The sequence below is a fragment of the Helicobacter pylori SA37A genome, from assembly GCF_000476015.1.
Taxonomy (GTDB): domain Bacteria; phylum Campylobacterota; class Campylobacteria; order Campylobacterales; family Helicobacteraceae; genus Helicobacter; species Helicobacter pylori_DB.
Map to the genome: position 1 here is coordinate 48497 of NZ_CBOO010000005.1, position 17050 is coordinate 65546.

Consider the following 17050-nt stretch of genomic DNA (forward strand, 5'->3'; position numbering starts at 1 on the left):
TATATAAAAACATGAGTTTTTAAAAAATATCCACAGGATCCATATTCACGCTGCAAGGGATACTAGGGGCGGTTTTTAAAAACGCATGCACGCTTTTGATTAGGCTTAAAGGGTTTTTGGAACGCAACAAAATAAGGTAGCGGTAAGAAGAGGCGATTTTTTCAATGGGGGCTTTGAAATTGGAGAGCGTTACGCCCTTTTCTAAACACAAAGAAAGGGTTTGGGAGGCTTTTAGGCTCAATTGTTGGGCTTTTTCTTCGTTTTTATGCTTAAACTCCAACAAACACAGCCTTGAAAAAGGCGGATAAAGCTCGCACCTTTCTTGCAATTCGTATTGTAAAAAATCTTCATAATCTTCTAAGAAATTTTTTAATAGATCCGTTTCGGTGCTTTGAATGAACACTTGGCCAGAAATTTGCCTAGCGCTCCTCCCAGCGATTTGATAAAGCAGTGACACGCCTTCTTCTAAAGCCCTGTAACTATTAGATTTAATGATATTGTCTATGCCTAAAACAACCGCTAAACTCACTTTAGCGTAATCATGCCCTTTGCTTATCATTTGAGTGCCGATTAAGATATTGGTTTTTTGAGCGTTGAAATCGTTTAAAATATTGTGGAGTTTTTTTTGCGTGCTGGTGTGATCTTTATCCAAAATCGCTATTTTAGCGCCTTTCAAAAGGCCTTCTAATTCGTTCAACACTTGCATGGTGCCTATCCTTTTACCCACTAAAACTTCGCTTTGGCATGCACTGCAAATTTTAGGGATAGGGCTTGAAAAATGGCAATAATGGCACATGAGTTTGTTGGTTTTTAAATGCAAACTCATATTCACGCTGCAAAAGGGGCATTGAACGCTTTTATAGCAATTTTGGCACAGCAAGGTTTTGAAATTAGCCCTTGTAGGCACAAAAATAATGGCTTGCTCGTTTTTGTCTATCACTTGTTGCAGCGCTTCTAGGAGTTTGGGCGTGATAAAACGCTCGGTTTTTTCAAAAATAATGTTTTTTTGCGTGGGGGTGTAGCGCCCCTTTAAGCGCACTAAAGCCTTATCTTTAAAGCGTTTATAACTATTCAAACTTGGCGTAGCAGAGCCTAAAACCACTTGAATAGGGAATTTATGGGATAAATACAAGCATAAATCCCTAGCGTTATACATAGGGCTTTGATGAGACTTATAAGAAAAGTCATGCTCTTCATCTACAATGATTAAACCCAACTCCTTAAGGGGCAAAAACAACGCGCTTCGTGTGCCTACCACTAATTTGATTTCTTGCGAATAAAGCTTTTCTAAAAATTGTTTTTTTTGATTTTGAGAGAGTTTGCTATGCCACAAGCCTAAATTTTCTTTAAAGACCCTTTTAAGGCGTTGCTGCATTTGAGGGGTGAGGGCGATTTCTGGCACTAACAACAGAGCGCTTTTTTTTTGCTCTAAAATTTGAGCGATTGCATGCATATAAATTTCGGTTTTCCCGCTACCCGTATCGCCAAAAAGCAAGCTTGCTGGATGTTTTTGCAATTCTTTTAAAGCATTGGTTTGCGTTTGGCTTAATATATTAAGAACAGGCTCAATTTTTTCTAACCCCACTAAATCGCATTCTTTAAAAGGGGTGAAAAGGCTTAAGACTGAAGAAAGATTGGCCGAGTAATATTGAGCGATAAAAATAGCGAGTTCTATTTGAAAGGGGAGTAAAAAATAAGGGGTTTTTTCTAGCTCTAGGCATTCAAAAGAGGGTTTTGAAACTTCTTCAAGAACGACGCCCAAAAGCGTTTTATTCCTTAAAGGGATATTGACTAACGCTCCTTTAAGGTGTCGCTCTTTAGAAAAGTAAGTTAAAGGGGGGGTTTTATTTTTTAAAGGAGCGATTAAGTAGTAGAACATGATGAGATTTTTTCTAAAAGCTTTTGGAGTTCATTGCACAAATACTCGTTCTGGCAACTTTCATGCAAATAATCCTTTAAAAGCTCTAAAGCGTTTAATTCTTGGTTATGGAAACGCTCCTTTAGGGTGCGTTTCATCTCATCGCTAAAGGTGTTATTGAGAGAGATTTTATAGCGTTTGCCTAAATAAGTGATTTCTAAGCTATCGTTTTCTAAAGACATGTTTTTAATGGTTTATGACAATAAATCAGAGATTTTGTCATAAAGACCTTGAATGCCCTTATCTTTAGCGCTCAATTCATCGTATAAAATAGCGATTTGAATGTCTTTTTCTTCGTTTTGCGCATTTAGCGTGGTGTTTGCTTGGCGTAAAGCGTTTAATTCTTCTTCTTGTTTTTGGATTTTTTCAATCAACTCATCAATTTTAGCGCCCAACTGGTTTAACAAACTTAGAGATTGCATAATAAGCCTTTCATGGTTTTTAAAAGTTATTATATCAAAGCTATTTGATTATCGCAAAATACCCCTATCCCCTTAAGGTAATGACTTTTACCATAAAATCAAGCAGCTAAATCCTATTTTTAAGCAATTCTTATGGCGGTATTTGGTATTTTTGATTACCATAAAATAACAAGATAGAGAGCTTGACAGGGAATGATAAATGCAAAAAAGTATATTCAAAATAACTCTGTTGTTGGTTTTCCTCTTTTTAAGAAGTGCTGTTGGTTTAGAGGATAAAAAAGCGGATCTTAAAAGCGTTCAAAATACACCCAAAAATTTACCCCCTATCCAATTAAGGCTCAATCAAGTCCATGAAGAACTTATAGAAATGTTAGAAAATATGGGGAAAGGCACGCAGTATGAGTTCCCTAAAATCAAAGAAATCCTAGAGCAAAGCGAAGAAGAATGGCTCAAAGTCGCCCATGAAGAATGCGTGGCGTTGGTTATGCTAATAAGCCCCAAAGCTTCTATTGAAAGTAGCCCGATTTATAAGAATTGCTATGAAGCTTATGTGAAGCAAAGAATCCATGATCTATATGATTTTTATATAGAAAGCAAAAAGGTGAAAAGAAAAATCAAAAAAGCCCATAAGCAAGAGACCGCTATTAATCAATCCCAGCCCTTAAAAAAAGAGTCGCCTAAAAACGAGAATAAAAAAAGCTTAGTAAAACCTAACTTAAAAGATGCGAGTGTCCCTAAAGGGTATTACTTGCAAATTGGGGCTTTTTTGAACATGCCCAGTAAGGATTTTTTGCAAACGCTCAAAACTTTCCCCTACCAAATAAAGAAAAAAGACTCCCTCACGCATTATTTGATTGGCCCTTACAAAACGAAAGAAGAGGCCCTAAAACAGCTTGAAAATGCGGCTAAAAGCTTTAAAAATAAGCCTGCGTTGGTAGAGAAGTAGTCGTTTTAACTATCCTTATTTGAAAATAAATCTATAGTTTTATTGGATTTGATAAAGCCACCTAGCTATTAGCGCGACAAACAAACTCACGCCCAAAAACGCATAGCCTATCATTTTATAAAGGGGGATAAAATTTTTTTGAATTTCTTCTTCTGCGATAATGATTTTAGAAACCCCTAAGCGGTTAGTTGGGGTGCTGTCTGTGAGGTAAAAGCCCTGTTTTTTAAGCGCAAAATAAGGGGTTTTAATTAAGGCGTCATTTTTAAAAGAGGCCACAAACGCCCCGATATTAGAAAACTTGACTTTGTTGTCTTCATCTAATAAGACAAAGGGGGTGTTTTTGAATCGTTCTTCTAAGGTTTTTAAAGGCTCTAAAGAAGAGGCATTATTGAGTTCTAAAAGGCTTTTAGCGATTGCATCAGCGGTGTATTGCATGCGTATTTGGGTGTTTTCTAAAAGGTTATTTTTCGCATAAAAGAAAAACAACGCTAACAAAACCCCCACTAAAAGCAAGGTAGAAAGGGTATAAACGATTAAAAAACGCTTTTTTAAAGAATGGGGCATGACGAACCTTTTTGTTGGTAGCGGGTTGGATAACACAGCTTTTTATGATTGGATTAAAAACGCTCAAACGCAACCCTTTTTTCTACCATATTTATTTAATTTTATGGTAAATTTTTGAAAAATTGTTATAATTCCTACACTTTTATTGGTAAATTCATTCAAAAAAAGGAGTTTAGAATATGCTTGATATATGGATAGATATGATAATCTGTATTTTTTATTTGCTCTTTTTTACGACTCCTTACATTGTAGGCGATATTTTGCAATTGAAATTTATCCGTCAAAAACTCTGCGAGAAGCCTGTTTTACTCCCACAAAAGGATTATGAAGAAGCGGGTCATTATGCCATTAGGAAAATGCAATTATCCATTATTTCTCAAATTTTAGATGGGATAATCTTTGCTGGGTGGGTCTTTTTTGGTTTGACGCATTTAGAAGATTTGACGCATTATTTAAACCTTCCTGAAACGCTAGGCTACTTGGTGTTTGCCTTGTTGTTTTTAGCGATTCAAAGCGTTTTAGCTTTACCCATTAGCTACTACACCACCATGCATTTGGATAAGGAGTTTGGCTTTTCTAAGGTGAGCTTGTCGTTGTTTTTCAAGGATTTTTTCAAAGGGTTATCGCTCACTTTAAGCGTGGGGTTGTTGTTGATTTACACTCTTATTATGATCATTGAACATGTGGAGCATTGGGAGATTAGCTCGTTTTTTGTCGTGTTTGTTTTTATGATATTAGCCAATCTTTTTTACCCTAAAATCGCTCAGCTTTTCAACCAATTCACCCCCTTAAATAACCGGGATTTAGAGAGTCAAATTGAGGGCATGATGGATAAAGTGGGTTTTAAATCTCAAGGCATTTTTGTGATGGACGCTAGCAAGAGAGATGGGCGTTTGAATGCGTATTTTGGGGGCTTGGGTAAAAACAAGCGGGTGGTGTTGTTTGACACTCTGATCTCTAAAGTTGGGACAGAAGGGCTTTTAGCTATTTTAGGGCATGAATTAGGGCATTTTAAAAATAAGGATTTGTTGAAAAGTTTAGGGATTATGGGAGGCTTGCTCGCTCTTGTTTTTGCTCTGATCGCTCATTTGCCACCATTGGTTTTTGAAGGCTTCAATGTCTCGCAAACGCCAGCGAGTTTGATTGCGATTTTACTCTTGTTTTTGCCGGTGTTTTCCTTTTACGCCATGCCTTTGATCGGGTTTTTTAGCCGAAAGAACGAATACAATGCGGACAAGTTTGGGGCGAGTTTAAGCTCTAAAGAGACTTTAGCCAAAGCGTTAGTGTCTATTGTGAGTGAAAATAAAGCGTTCCCCTATTCGCACCCTTTTTATGTTTTCTTGCATTTCACGCACCCGCCGCTATTAGAACGCTTGAAAGCTTTGGATTATGAAATTGAATGACCCTTTCACAAGCCCTAAATAAAGCCAAAAAAGAATTATCGCAAAAAGGCTTTAGGGGGGGCTTGGAGTCTGAAATTTTATTAGGCTTTGTCTTGCAAAAAGAAAGGGTTTTTTTGCACACGCATGAGCATTTGGAATTAACCCACGAAGAAGAGGCGTGTTTTTTTGAATTAGTAGAAAAGCGCTTGAATGACTGCCCCATAGAGTATTTATTAGAAAGCTGTGATTTTTATGGGTGCTCTTTTTTCGTGAATGAGCATGTTTTAATCCCACGGCCTGAAACGGAGATTTTAGTCCAAAAAGCCCTTGATGTTATTTCTCAATACCATTTAAAAGAGATAGGCGAAATCGGCATAGGGAGCGGATGCGTGTCCATTAGTTTGGCTTTAGAAAACCCTAATCTCTCTATTTATGCGAGCGATATTTCACCCAAAGCTTTAGAAGTGGCGTTAAAAAATATTGAACGCTTTAATTTAAAAGAGCGTGTTTTTTTAAAACAAACACGCCTTTGGGATCGCATGCCAACGATAGAAATGCTTGTCTCTAACCCGCCCTATATCGCTAAAGGTTATCCTTTGGAAAAATCCGTCCTCAAAGAACCGCACGAAGCCCTTTTTGGGGGGGTTAAAGGCGATGAAATCTTAAAAGAAATCGTTTTTTTAGCCGCTGGATTAAAAATCCCTTTTTTGGTTTGTGAAATGGGGTATGACCAGTTAAAAAGCTTGAAAGAATGCTTGGAATTTTGCGGCTATGATGCAGAGTTTTACAAAGATTTGAGCGGCTTTGATAGAGGGTTTGTGGGCGTTTTAAAAAGTTTTTTAAAATAAGGTTAAAACTTAATTACCCTTTTAGTGTTACAATAAAAACACTTAAAACAATAAAGGATGCCGCTCATGTATGTTGAAAAAATTCTCCAATCTTTACAGAAAAAATACCCCTATCAAAAAGAGTTCCATCAAGCCGTCTATGAGGCTATCACTTCGTTAAAACCCCTTTTAGACAGCGATAAAAGCTATGAAAAGCATGCGGTTTTAGAGCGTTTGATTGAGCCTGAAAGGGAGATTTTTTTTAGGGTGTGTTGGCTAGATGATAACCATCAAATCCAAGTCAATCGAGGGTGTAGGGTTGAATTCAATTCAGCTATTGGCCCTTATAAGGGGGGCTTGAGATTCCACCCTAGCGTGAATGAAAGCGTGATCAAGTTTTTAGGCTTTGAGCAAGTGTTGAAAAATTCGCTCACCACTTTGGCTATGGGGGGCGCTAAGGGGGGGAGCGATTTTGACCCTAAAGGGAAGAGCGAGCATGAGATCATGCGTTTTTGCCAGGCGTTCATGAATGAATTATACCGCCACATTGGAGCCACGACTGATGTGCCAGCCGGGGATATTGGAGTGGGCGAAAGAGAGATTGGCTATCTGTTTGGGCAATACAAAAAATTAGTCAATCGTTTTGAGGGCGTATTGACCGGTAAAGGACTCACTTATGGGGGGAGCTTGTGCAGAAAAGAAGCTACCGGCTATGGGTGCGTGTATTTTGCTGAAGAAATGTTGCAAGAAAGGAACAGCTCTTTAGAGGGTAAGGTTTGCAGCGTTTCTGGGAGCGGTAATGTCGCTATTTATACCATTGAAAAATTACTTCAAATAGGAGCCAAACCGGTAACGGCGAGCGATTCTAATGGCATGATTTATGATAAAGACGGCATTGATTTAGAGCTTTTGAAAGAGATTAAAGAAGCGCGTCGTGGGAGGATCAAAGAATACGCTTTAGAAAAGAAGAGCGCGAAATACACCCCCACAGAAAATTACCCCAAAGGGGGGAATGCAGTGTGGCATGTGCCTTGTTTTGCGGCTTTTCCTAGCGCGACTGAGAATGAATTGAGTGCTTTAGACGCTAAAACCCTCCTTTCTAATGGGTGTAAATGCGTGGCTGAAGGGGCGAACATGCCCTCAAGCAATGAAGCGGTTGAATTGTTTTTGCAGGCTAAGATTTCTTATGGTATAGGCAAGGCGGCTAATGCTGGGGGGGTGAGCGTGAGCGGTTTGGAAATGGCGCAAAACGCGAGCATGCACCCTTGGAGTTTTGAAGTGGTGGATGCGAAATTACACCACATTATGAAAGAGATTTATAAAAATGTCTCTCAAACCGCTAAAGAGTTTAAAGATCCTACTAATTTTGTTTTAGGGGCTAATATCGCTGGTTTTAGAAAAGTAGCGTCTGCGATGATAGCGCAAGGGGTTTGATTTACCCCCAATTTTACAAACCCAATTTTTTAACCCATCTCCTTATGGCGCGCAACAAAGGTAAGGATTTTTGGTAAGCTTTGCGATAGATTTTAAAAGTGGTGTTTTGAGAGAGTTCCAATAAAGGCGAAGCGTTTTGTAAAAGGCGATCGTAATCGGCTCTCAAATCATCATAATTAACCCTCAAATCATCATAATTAACCCTCAAATCATCATAATTAACCCTCAAATCATCATAATTAACCCTCAAATCATCATAATTAACCCTCAAATCATCATAATTAACCCTCAAATCATCATAATTAACCCTCAAATCATCATAATTAACCCTCAAATCATCAATGGATATTAACGGCTCATTCAAATCACGATAGAAAATGAAAGGGTTATTGTGATAGATCGTGTCGTTTTCTAAAATCGTTTTAAAAAAATCTAGGATTTTTTTAAAACTCAAATCTTGGTAAAAGTAAGCTTTCCCATCAAGGGTGTTTAAAGGGTTTTCATAGAGCATGTCTAAATAGGCGTTTGGGTGCGTGTGCAAGTATCTCACGTAATCAATCGCTTCATCAAAGTTTTTAAAATCACAAACGTTCACAAAACTCTTAGGGTTAAAGTCTTTCGCCACGCTAGGACTCCCCCAATAAATAGGAATGGTGTGGCTAAAGTAAGCGTCAATGATTTTTTCGGTTACATAGCCATAGCCTTGAGTGTTTTCAAAACACAGATTGAATTTGTATTGGCTTAAAAACTCGCTCTTGTTTTTGACGTTATAGCCTAAAGTGTTTCTCACGCTCCCTCCCCCAGTAACTGGTTCAATAGAATTTAAAGCGTCATAGAAAGCGTTCCTTATAGGGGCGTTAGGGTTGCTTGCGACAAAGCTCGCAAACCCTCTTTTCAAAGGATCGCTCTCATCATTCACTACTGCGCATAAATGGGGGTGGTTTTCTTTAAAATGATGGGAGGGTTTTTTTAAAGCATAAAGGCTGTCAGATTTGAGTTTGTAGGGCGCGGTGGTGTCATTCACGCTCTCGGCTTTGTAATGCAAACTGGCATAATATAAAGGCATTCTCAAATAACGATCATTAAAATCCAATTCATCAAAGCCTATGGCGTAATCAAAGAGGTTGAAATTAGGGACTTCGTTTTCACCAGTGTAAAACACCCTTTTAGCGTTTTGATAGGATAGGATTTTTCTGGCCGATCCAAGGGGGTTACCAAAGACGATGTCCGCAGGTTTATCAGGGTTTCGGTGTAAAGTGATTGTGTAATGCTGGCTTAAGATAAAATAAAGAATATTCTTTTTAAATTCTTCAACCTCTTCATCTCCCCACCAATTCGCCACAGCGATTTTTAGGGGGGGGGGAGATTTAGAGGCCATTTTTTCAATGGAAGCGCTTTCTACATAAGCGTCTAATAGGGGCTGGAACATGATTATCCTTTAAACTAATTTAGGCAAACTCAAATGGCGTTTGAAATAAGCCAAGATCACAAGAATAAAAGGTATCGCTACCAAAAAGTATAAGAAAGTAGGGATAGGCAAGGGATCGCCTGCGGCATAGCTGTGCAGGCCAGAAAGGTAGTAATTCACGCCAAAATAAGTCATTAAAACCGAATAAAACCCTAGCACGCTGCTGCTCGCTAAAATAAAGGGCCAATTTTGAGAGCCTAAAAAACGCAAATGCAAGATCAAAGCATAGACGCAAATAGAAATCAACGCCCAGGTTTCTTTAGGGTCCCACCCCCAATAGCGCCCCCAAGATTCATTCGCCCACACCCCGCCTAAGAAATTCCCGGCCGTGAGCATGAACAGGCCTAAAATCATGCTCATTTCATTGATAGCGCTAATGGAAAGAATGGTTTTGTCCAAATTGAAACGCCCTTGTTTGCGCAAAATAAACAAAACCAAACTTAAAATCCCTAGCACAAAACACAAGCCCAAAAAGCCATAACTAGCGGTGATGACAGAGACATGGATATTGAGCCAATAGGATTTTAACACCGGCACTAAATGGCCGATTTGAGGGTCCATAAAGCCTAAATGAGCCACAAAGAGCGCGATACCAGCTAAAAAGCTAGAGGCCGATAGCGCGAGTTTGGAGCGTAAAACAAACCCTGCGATAACAGAAGCCCATGCGATATAAAGCATGGACTCATAAGCGTTGCTCCAAGGCGAATGCCCGCTCACATACCAGCGCAAAATGAGTCCCATAGAATGAGCGATCGCGCAAAGCAAGATAGCCATATAAAGGATTTTAGTGAGCCAAATATTTGGAATCGTGTTTTTAACAAGAGAACTAATCACAACGATAAAAAGCAATAACCCAAGAAAGATATAAGGCAAAGTCAGGCGGTTAAAAAAATTAGTGTGGTTTAAAAAAATTTCAGAATCCACTTTAGAAGAGGGCAAATAGAGGTTTTTGGCATGCTCTTGCTGATAGACGCTTAAATCTTTTAGGGTTTTTTCTACTTTATCCCATTGGTTGGTTTTTAAAGCGTCATCAAACCCGCTAAAAATATTTTTTAAAAACGCCGTTGCCACGCTTGAAATTTCTTTATTGGGGCTGTTGATCGCTTCAATGGGCGAGAGCCAAGCGGTGGTTTTATCGCTAGGGAAAATGCGTAAAAATTGAGCGCTAAAAAGCGTATAGACTAAGTTGATGCGTTCATCTACTTTTAACACGTCTTTATCTAATTCGTTGCGCGCGTTAGGGGATTTTTGATTGACTTCTTCAACCAGATTTTTTAATTTATACCCACGGCTATCAAAAACATCTCTAAAAGCGATACGGCTTTCGTCTAAAGGCGTGCCAATAAGCTTTCTTAAGGCTTTATTAGAAGTGTAAATCATTTTAACGCTACGCCAATCATTGGGGAAAAACATGATTCCTAAAAGCACTTGCATGGCGTTTAGCCCTTGAAAATCATCTTTTTTTAAAATCTTATGAATGTATTCAATGCTAATGGTGTCTAAAGGCTTGATACGCCCGTCAAAATCCTGGACTTGAAGCCTTTGAAAGGCTTTTAAGTGGTCTTTGGAATACTCTCTCAAATGTTTCAAACGCTCTAAAATCGCGCTTTTAGAATCTTCTTTATTGGCGGAATTTTCTACGCTTTGTCGCTCAATTTTAGCGCTTTTACCCCCATGCATGTCAATTTGGCCTTCATTGGCGAACGAAGAAGTAAAAGGGCTGATTAAAATTAAAGCGAGCAAGAAACTAGCAACTTGTTGGGATTTTAAAAAGCGTGAAAGCTTCAAAAAACGCCCGTTTTTATCCAAAAGCAACCACAAAGCCCCCAAAATAAGCATCGCATACCCTAAATAGGTGGGGATTTTGCCCGGGTCTTTATTGACAGAAAGGATCGTGCCTTTTTCATCCGTATCATAGGAAGATTGGAAAAAGCGATAACCTTCATAATCTAAAACATGGTTCATAAAAATCCTATAAGGTTTGATTAAAGTGTTATCCAATTTCAAAACTTCCACTTCTGAAGCGTAAGATGAAGGGCTCATAGAGCCGGCGTAGTGCTCTAATTCAAAACGCTTCAGTTTGATTTGAAAGGGCAGTTCAATGTAAGCCGATCCAAAACTTAAAGAGAGCTTGTCGTCTTTAAACACCTCGCTTTCTTCTATGCCTTCATTCCTGTTGTTTTTAATGAGATTGAATTTGTGGCTCACGCCGTTATAGGTCGCTTTTAACACTAAAATGGTAGCGTCATCTTTTTTAATAGCGTTTTGCTTGTAGATCTCTAAAGGTTCTAAAATCAAAGGCTTGTGATTTAAAGTGGCATGAATGGGTTTTAATCGTTTGGAATAATAAAAAGTTAAAGGCGTTTTTAAAGAAAGTTTTTTTTCGTCGTTTAGGGTGATATTAAGGTAAGTGTCCGCGCTTTCAAAAGAGCTTTGCGCACTGTTTTCTCGCACATGCATAAGCCCTTCTACGCCAAAAAAGCGCGTGATGGCTGCCCCTAAAATGATTAAAATCAAGGAGCTGTGGAAAAAAAGGCTCGCATACCTTTTGCGCTCCAAAGCTTTAGATTTAATGAATGTGCCTATTAAAACCACCAACAAATACGCATGCAAGAAATTAAACCAAGGGGTGTTATACACAATCGCCTTACTCGCGCTCGTGCCATAGTCATTTTCTATAAAAGTGGCTATCGCGCACGCTAAGGCGTAGAGTGCGATTAAAGGGATAGCGACCCAAAAAGAAGCCAGCAAAAAAGAAAGCAGGCTTTTGAGATTCTTCATTAGACTTTCCTAGTTAGACTTGCTTTTAGAAAGGTTGGTTTTATACTTGATGTAAGCCTTTAATTTTTTAGTGAGATCCTCATCGTTTTTCGTGTCTTGATACTTCCCATCGCCGATAAATTCTAACACAGCTAAAAATTGCGTAGAGGGCATATAGCCGGGCAATTCATAGATGGTTTTACCGGTCTTATCGGATAAAATAATCGTAGGGGTGGATTGGACGGCATAAATTTGTTCTAATTCTTCGGTAGACATTTTGATTTCTTTTTCATTATTTTTATCGCCGACTTTAAAATTATGCTCTTTAGAGTAGCTGATATTGACATAGTAAGCGCTAAAATGCTCTTTAATGTAGTCGTGCAATTCTTTGACATTCTTGAGATCTTTTTTAAACCTTTCGCAATAGGAGCAACCATTACGCCCAAAAACTAAAAGCATGTATTTATTATTAGGGCTAATGGACTTGTTGTCTAAAAAAACATCTTCTAAACCAGCGTAACTCTTTTTGTCTATGTTGTCTCGCTCATCGTTCAATTCTTTGGAGCTTTGAGAGCCAGAGCTTAAAAGATTTTCATCTAACTTGTCCTTATTGTTGGATTTGCAAGCGCTTAAAAATAGCGAAATCAATAATAAAACGCTTAAAAATTTCTTGGAAACATAAGAGAGTGAAAACATGAAATAACCTTTATCTTTTAATGGGTTTGAAACTCAGTATCTTACTACAATAATCGCTTTTTTATGCACATTTTACTATTCCTTGAGGTTTTTAACCCGTTCAATAATGAATTGTGCAAACTCTATGGAATCGTTTAAGCATGGGCAAACCAAATATTCTTTAATTGCCAAGCGCTCTGCCATCAAGCGGTATTGCATGTCTAATTCATAGAGCGTTTCAGAATTGTCAATCGTGAAAGCTAAAGGATAGATGATGATATGAGACTTGCGGTGCTTTTCTATCAACTCTTCAGTGCTTGGCTCTAGCCATTTCATAGGCCCTAGCTTGGATTGGTAAGAGAGTAAAACTTCTTTAAAAGGGATATTTTTTTGTTGCATCAACCCTTTCAACAAACTCACATGGTGTTCGCATTCTTGCTGGTAAGTATCGCCGGCATCAATAACGCTTTTAGGCAAGCCATGGACGGAAAAGATTAAGACAAAATCCTGGCTTTTGCGGTTGTTTATGGTGCTTAAAATCGTGTTTAAGATGATTTCATTAAGCTTTTTGTCAGCATAAAAGCGTTCTATCACTCGCACCTTAGGGCGGAAAGTTTCTAGGGATTTTAGGGCGTTAAAAGCGTCATTGAAACTAGAAAGGGTGGTGGTGCTAGAATATTGCGGATACATGGAAAAAAACACCAGGCTTTCTACCTCTTTTAAGGCTAAATCTTGCAAGACCATAGACGCATAAGGGGGGGTATAACGCATCGCATAAGTGTAAAAACGAGTAGGATCCAATCCGTTCAAACGCTCTGTAAGGGCGAATGTGATAGGCGTTAAAGGGGATTTGCCTCCTAATTTTTCATAGATTTTTTTGGATTTTTCTATGCGGCTATTGACAATCATTTTACCCACCATTTTACGCATAAAATTATTTTTAATGGTAAGGATAAAGGGGTCATCAAACATGTTTTTTAAAAACACCCCCACTTCATAAAGGCTGTTAGGCCCTCCCATATTCAAAAGAACGACTGCTTCTTTGGGGGATTTTGTGGCGTTATTTTCTAAATTATTGAGCTTTTCATTGATCAAATTCATTAGTGCATGCTAAAATAAAACGATTAATAAAAAATAAATCGTTAGAAAGAAGTTAATGTTAGAGATGAGTTTGCAAGCATTAAATACACAAGATTCTTCTGTGATGGCTCAATCCTTGCTTGTCCATGCCTTTTTTGCCGCTTTGCTTGCCCTAGCCTTTATGATCAATCTTTACACCCTTTTTAAAGAAAAGAATTTTATCCAATTGAACAAAAAAATCTATCTTGTCATGCCAGCGATTTACATTCTTTTAAGCATCGCTCTTTTGAGCGGGATTTTTATTTGGGCGATGCAGCAATTTGAATTTTCTTTTAGCGCTGTTGTTATGCTTTTAGGGTTGTTGTTGATGCTGATAGCAGAAATCAAGCGCCATAAAAGCGTGAAATTCGCTATCACTAAAAAGGAAAGGATGGAGGCGTATATCAAAAAGGCTAAAATCTTGTATTTTTTAGAAACGATTCTTATTGTTGTGTTAATGGGCCTTTGAATGCGTTTTGTCTATCACCCTTTAGCCAAAGAGCCTGTTTTAAAAATAGAAGGCGAGAGTTATACGCATTTATACCGCTCAAGGCGTATCAAAAGCGCGAGTCGTTTGGATTTAAGGAATTTAAAAGACGGCTTTTTATACACCTATGAGCATGCAGAAATCACTAAAAAACACGCCCTTTTAAAGCTATTGGGCGTGCGATTATTAGAGATTATGGCCAGTAAAAAAACGCATTTGATCTTAAGCGTGATTGAAATCAAAAACATTGAAAAAATCCTACCCTTTTTAAATCAATTAGGCGTGAGCAAGTTGAGTTTATTCTATGCGGATTTTAGCCAACATAATGAAAAAATAGACAGCGCCAAATTAGAGCGCTTTCAAAAGATTTTGATTCACTCTTGCGAGCAATGCGGTAGGAGCACTTTAATGGAATTGGAAGCGTTTTCAAACACTAAAGAGGTATTAAAAGCCTACCCAAAGGCGAGCGTTTTGGATTTTAAGGGCGAAACCTTACCCGCAAGCGCAGATTTTGAAAAGGGCGTTATCATAGGGCCTGAAGGGGGCTTTAGCGAGCAAGAAAGAGGGTATTTTAAAGAGCGTGAAATTTATCGCATCCCGTTAGATATGGTGCTAAAGTCTGAGAGTGCATGCGTGTTTGTAGCGAGTATCGCGCAAGTTTAGGGGTATCGCAAAAGTTTTAAAAACAAAATTTTAAAAACTTAAGATCTTAATTTTTTGCTAAAAAGCTTGAGTTAAAGCCAATTTTTAACCCCTAAAATACCCACCCGTAATTGAAAAACACTTTAAAATGACTGCCCCCTTCATCCAAAATGACAGAATCCGCATAGATGCCATTATTAGAAGCGATTTTAATACCGCTTTGGATTAAAGGAACGCTAATGCCTATGGAATATTTAGAATGCTTGTAGCGGTAATTAAACCCAGTAACTATATCTAAATTACCGCTTCCTTTGACTTGATTGAAAACATAGTAGCTGTTGTATAAGCCCCTTAACCCCCCAAACACCCCAAAAGAGGAAGCAAAAACTTTTTTAGTTGGATTGCCTTGCTTTTTATTAGCGTAAGTGGTGATGAAATCAAACAACACATCCATTCCCCCACCATAGCTTAATTGTTGGATTTTTTCATCGTTAGCTTTGGCGTAATTGTATTTGATGATGCCGTAATAGGCTAACCCGATGTAGTCATTGAAATAATGTTGGTAGCCTATTTTAACATTGGCCCCTAAAATAGGGCTTCTAAAATTTTTACTTGAAGAGCGGTAAGTGGTGGTGGAAGTGGTGGAAAAATTTTGCACGATCGCGCTGACCATAGAGGTTGCAAAATTTTGTGCATTCAACCCGGCGTTTAAATGGTTGGTTTGGCTGTTTAGATTAGCGAAATTGATGGGGAGGGCGTTTTGATTGATGAGCTGTTGCCAAACAGCGGTAGTAGCCCCTATAAGCCCAGCGGGGACTTGAGCGCAATTCGTATAAATGGAATTGGGGTAATTGCTAGGGAAAGCGCTCTGATTTTTGCCGCCAAAACGAGAACACACATCATAGTCGTAACCATCATGGTCTCGCACTTCATGCCCATTACTAAATTCTAGCTCTTCTTTGCCGTTTTTCTCCACTTCATGCCCGCCCTCACAGCGCACCTCTGGCCCGTTTCCTTCTTGGCATAAACGCACCCTTTGATAAGTCATGTTCCCATTATGCGTATAGCCTAAAGTATGGCCATACTCATGGATAATGTCTCTTAATTCCAAAATAGCCACTTTATTCAAAGTTTTACCGAACAATTTTTCAGGATCTAAGGCAAAAGGCGCTATCCCTAAAACACCTTGATTGAAGCCATTATCACCGGGGGCATTAGCGCTGCCCAGTTGGGATCCTAGCCCCAGAAACCCCTTGGCCGCATTCAAGAGATTCACCGTAAGTTCATTAGCGACTCTATAACTATTGATAACTTCTTCTGGGGTTAGCGCGTATTTTTCATCTTTAGGATCAACAAGCCCGTTATTAAAGGGATTAACGCATTTAGGGTAATCAATGCCGCACTCTGATGGGCTGTTAGAAAATTGGAAAGGGGCGTTCAAAACGGCCTCTTCCCACGATTTAGAGTCAAACACCGCAATCATATCTAACATTAAATTGGTCAATTCTTCTGCGGTTTGTGGGGTGAAATCCACCGAAGCAACTTGACAGCTCTTTTTATAACCAGGGCATTCATAATGAGGTTTAGGAGAAGCGAGAGGGCCACTAGGATCATTGTTGCCGCTAGAAAACGGATCTGTATTCTCATAAGTCATTTGAAGATTGGTTGTGATCTGACTGAGCTTTTCAAACAAACTCTGTGTGTTAGCATCAGAAAAGGGGGTGGTAGTGGTTTGGAGTTGTTGGAGGCCATCAGAGTTGAATGGCGAATCGTTGGAAAAATTATTAAACAGGCTTGCCGGCAGAATGATTTGAGAATCCTTAGGGATAGTCTCTATCACGCCTAAATTGACCACCTTGCCTTGAGCGTCTGTATAGCTCAGCTCAATGTTGTTTAAATTGTAGGGCAGAAAGTTTTGTATCACGACCACGCTGTTATTGCCATAGCCTTCAAACTCGGCATTATCCTTATTGTATGCCATCACATACACAGGGTTTTGAGAATAAAAAGTTAAGCCGTTGCCGTTGATATTAGCCGCTGTGAATAACTCAGTCGCTTTTTCTAAAATGGTGCTTTGGAGGATGTAGTATCTCCCATAGACGCTTTGGGGGGTGGCTGTATCGCTTTTGTTTTGTTCTTTGGGTTGCTCTTTAGTTTGGGGGTGGGTTAGGGGGTTTTCATAGATTTTTTGGGTGTTTTGAGCTGTTGTTTCTTCTTTAGTTTGAGTGCCTTCTAATAACCCGGTTTCAAACCCGGCTTCTATAAAAAAGCCGTCTTTTTGGTGTTTTTGAAAGGCTTCTAAAGGGTTGAACAAGCTAATTAAAGACAAACAAATCGTTTTACTAACGAGCCTTAGCATGGTAATTTCCTAAATGGTTTAGCGTTTTGTTCTCAAAGAGTTTGTAA

The 17050-nt window shown here is 38.9% G+C and carries 15 protein-coding genes; 6 read left to right on the plus strand and 9 right to left on the minus strand.

Going from position 1 to position 17050, the window contains the following annotated elements:
- Window positions 1-19: 19 nt before the first annotated feature.
- The 3 genes from QT76_RS03675 to QT76_RS03685 are packed head-to-tail and all read right to left on the minus strand — an operon-like array spanning window position 20 to window position 2340.
- Entirely contained in the window at window positions 20-1879 is a 1860-nt protein-coding gene (locus QT76_RS03675; RefSeq protein ID WP_033616640.1) for a primosomal protein N', read from the minus strand.
- A complete protein-coding gene (locus QT76_RS03680) occupies window positions 1864-2100 on the minus strand; it encodes a hypothetical protein (protein WP_000051170.1) in 237 nt (78 codons plus the stop codon). Before QT76_RS03680 ends, QT76_RS03675 begins: the two co-directional genes overlap by 16 nt.
- A gap of 12 nt (window positions 2101-2112) precedes the next feature.
- A complete protein-coding gene (locus QT76_RS03685; protein WP_001191194.1) occupies window positions 2113-2340 on the minus strand; it encodes a hypothetical protein in 228 nt (75 codons plus the stop codon).
- 199 nt (window positions 2341-2539) lie between these two features.
- On the opposite strand from QT76_RS03685, the gene QT76_RS03690 reads away from it, so the two are divergent.
- Complete coding sequence (locus QT76_RS03690; protein ID WP_033616641.1) at window positions 2540-3286, plus strand: SPOR domain-containing protein; 747 nt, start codon at window positions 2540-2542, stop codon at window positions 3284-3286.
- Window positions 3287-3325: 39 nt separating this feature from the next.
- Here QT76_RS03690 and QT76_RS03695 read toward each other — a convergent pair whose 3' ends face one another.
- A complete protein-coding gene (locus tag QT76_RS03695) occupies window positions 3326-3850 on the minus strand; it encodes a hypothetical protein (RefSeq protein WP_033616642.1) in 525 nt (174 codons plus the stop codon).
- A gap of 179 nt (window positions 3851-4029) precedes the next feature.
- On the opposite strand from QT76_RS03695, the gene QT76_RS03700 reads away from it, so the two are divergent.
- The 3 genes from QT76_RS03700 to gdhA all read left to right on the plus strand — a co-directional run bounded on the left by QT76_RS03700 (window position 4030) and on the right by gdhA (window position 7493).
- Window positions 4030-5253 (plus strand): M48 family metallopeptidase, encoded by a 1224-nt coding sequence (locus tag QT76_RS03700; RefSeq protein WP_033616643.1) that lies wholly within the window; start codon window positions 4030-4032, stop codon window positions 5251-5253.
- On the plus strand, window positions 5250-6080 hold the full coding sequence (gene prmC / locus QT76_RS03705; protein WP_033616644.1) for a peptide chain release factor N(5)-glutamine methyltransferase: 831 nt from the start codon (window positions 5250-5252) through the stop codon (window positions 6078-6080). The genes QT76_RS03700 and prmC overlap by 4 nt, the downstream gene beginning before the upstream one ends.
- 66 nt (window positions 6081-6146) lie before the next feature.
- Window positions 6147-7493 carry an NADP-specific glutamate dehydrogenase gene (gene gdhA / locus QT76_RS03710; protein WP_033616645.1) on the plus strand — a complete coding sequence of 449 codons (1347 nt, stop codon included), beginning with the start codon at window positions 6147-6149 and terminating at the stop codon, window positions 7491-7493.
- Between the two features lie 13 nt (window positions 7494-7506).
- On the opposite strand, the gene QT76_RS03715 is transcribed toward gdhA, so the two are convergent.
- The 4 genes from QT76_RS03715 to hemH all read right to left on the minus strand — a co-directional run bounded on the left by QT76_RS03715 (window position 7507) and on the right by hemH (window position 13497).
- The gene (locus QT76_RS03715; RefSeq protein WP_033616646.1) at window positions 7507-8922 is read right to left on the minus strand and encodes a glycosyltransferase family 10 domain-containing protein; all 1416 of its coding nucleotides are present in this window, start codon (window positions 8920-8922) and stop codon (window positions 7507-7509) included.
- Between the two features lie 9 nt (window positions 8923-8931).
- Window positions 8932-11742: a cytochrome c biogenesis protein CcsA gene (ccsA, locus tag QT76_RS03720; RefSeq protein ID WP_033616648.1), complete on the minus strand. Its 2811-nt coding sequence runs from the start codon at window positions 11740-11742 to the stop codon at window positions 8932-8934.
- Window positions 11743-11751: 9 nt separating this feature from the next.
- A complete protein-coding gene (locus QT76_RS03725; RefSeq protein WP_033616649.1) occupies window positions 11752-12417 on the minus strand; it encodes a SoxW family protein in 666 nt (221 codons plus the stop codon).
- 75 nt (window positions 12418-12492) lie between these two features.
- Window positions 12493-13497, minus strand: coding sequence for a ferrochelatase (gene hemH / locus QT76_RS03730; protein WP_033616650.1), 1005 nt, complete (start codon window positions 13495-13497; stop codon window positions 12493-12495).
- Between the two features lie 55 nt (window positions 13498-13552).
- On the opposite strand from hemH, the gene QT76_RS03735 reads away from it, so the two are divergent.
- Window positions 13553-13984 carry a hypothetical protein gene (locus QT76_RS03735; RefSeq protein WP_000892137.1) on the plus strand — a complete coding sequence of 144 codons (432 nt, stop codon included), beginning with the start codon at window positions 13553-13555 and terminating at the stop codon, window positions 13982-13984.
- Window positions 13985-14665: a 16S rRNA (uracil(1498)-N(3))-methyltransferase gene (locus QT76_RS03740; protein WP_033616651.1), complete on the plus strand. Its 681-nt coding sequence runs from the start codon at window positions 13985-13987 to the stop codon at window positions 14663-14665.
- Window positions 14666-14756: 91 nt separating this feature from the next.
- On the opposite strand, the gene QT76_RS03745 is transcribed toward QT76_RS03740, so the two are convergent.
- A complete protein-coding gene (locus QT76_RS03745) occupies window positions 14757-17003 on the minus strand; it encodes a porin family protein (RefSeq protein WP_033616652.1) in 2247 nt (748 codons plus the stop codon).
- Window positions 17004-17050 lie beyond the last annotated feature (47 nt).

Coding starts and splice junctions, on each gene's coding strand:
- QT76_RS03675 (WP_033616640.1), bottom strand. CDS start 1,879: ATGTTCTACTACTTAATCGCTCCTTTAAAAAATAAAACCCCCCCTTTA.
- QT76_RS03680 (WP_000051170.1), bottom strand. CDS start 2,100: ATGTCTTTAGAAAACGATAGCTTAGAAATCACTTATTTAGGCAAACGC.
- QT76_RS03685 (WP_001191194.1), bottom strand. CDS start 2,340: ATGCAATCTCTAAGTTTGTTAAACCAGTTGGGCGCTAAAATTGATGAG.
- QT76_RS03690 (WP_033616641.1), top strand. CDS start 2,540: ATGCAAAAAAGTATATTCAAAATAACTCTGTTGTTGGTTTTCCTCTTT.
- QT76_RS03695 (WP_033616642.1), bottom strand. CDS start 3,850: ATGCCCCATTCTTTAAAAAAGCGTTTTTTAATCGTTTATACCCTTTCT.
- QT76_RS03700 (WP_033616643.1), top strand. CDS start 4,030: ATGCTTGATATATGGATAGATATGATAATCTGTATTTTTTATTTGCTC.
- prmC (WP_033616644.1), top strand. CDS start 5,250: ATGACCCTTTCACAAGCCCTAAATAAAGCCAAAAAAGAATTATCGCAA.
- gdhA (WP_033616645.1), top strand. CDS start 6,147: ATGTATGTTGAAAAAATTCTCCAATCTTTACAGAAAAAATACCCCTAT.
- QT76_RS03715 (WP_033616646.1), bottom strand. CDS start 8,922: ATGTTCCAGCCCCTATTAGACGCTTATGTAGAAAGCGCTTCCATTGAA.
- ccsA (WP_033616648.1), bottom strand. CDS start 11,742: ATGAAGAATCTCAAAAGCCTGCTTTCTTTTTTGCTGGCTTCTTTTTGG.
- QT76_RS03725 (WP_033616649.1), bottom strand. CDS start 12,417: ATGTTTTCACTCTCTTATGTTTCCAAGAAATTTTTAAGCGTTTTATTA.
- hemH (WP_033616650.1), bottom strand. CDS start 13,497: ATGAATTTGATCAATGAAAAGCTCAATAATTTAGAAAATAACGCCACA.
- QT76_RS03735 (WP_000892137.1), top strand. CDS start 13,553: ATGTTAGAGATGAGTTTGCAAGCATTAAATACACAAGATTCTTCTGTG.
- QT76_RS03740 (WP_033616651.1), top strand. CDS start 13,985: ATGCGTTTTGTCTATCACCCTTTAGCCAAAGAGCCTGTTTTAAAAATA.
- QT76_RS03745 (WP_033616652.1), bottom strand. CDS start 17,003: ATGCTAAGGCTCGTTAGTAAAACGATTTGTTTGTCTTTAATTAGCTTG.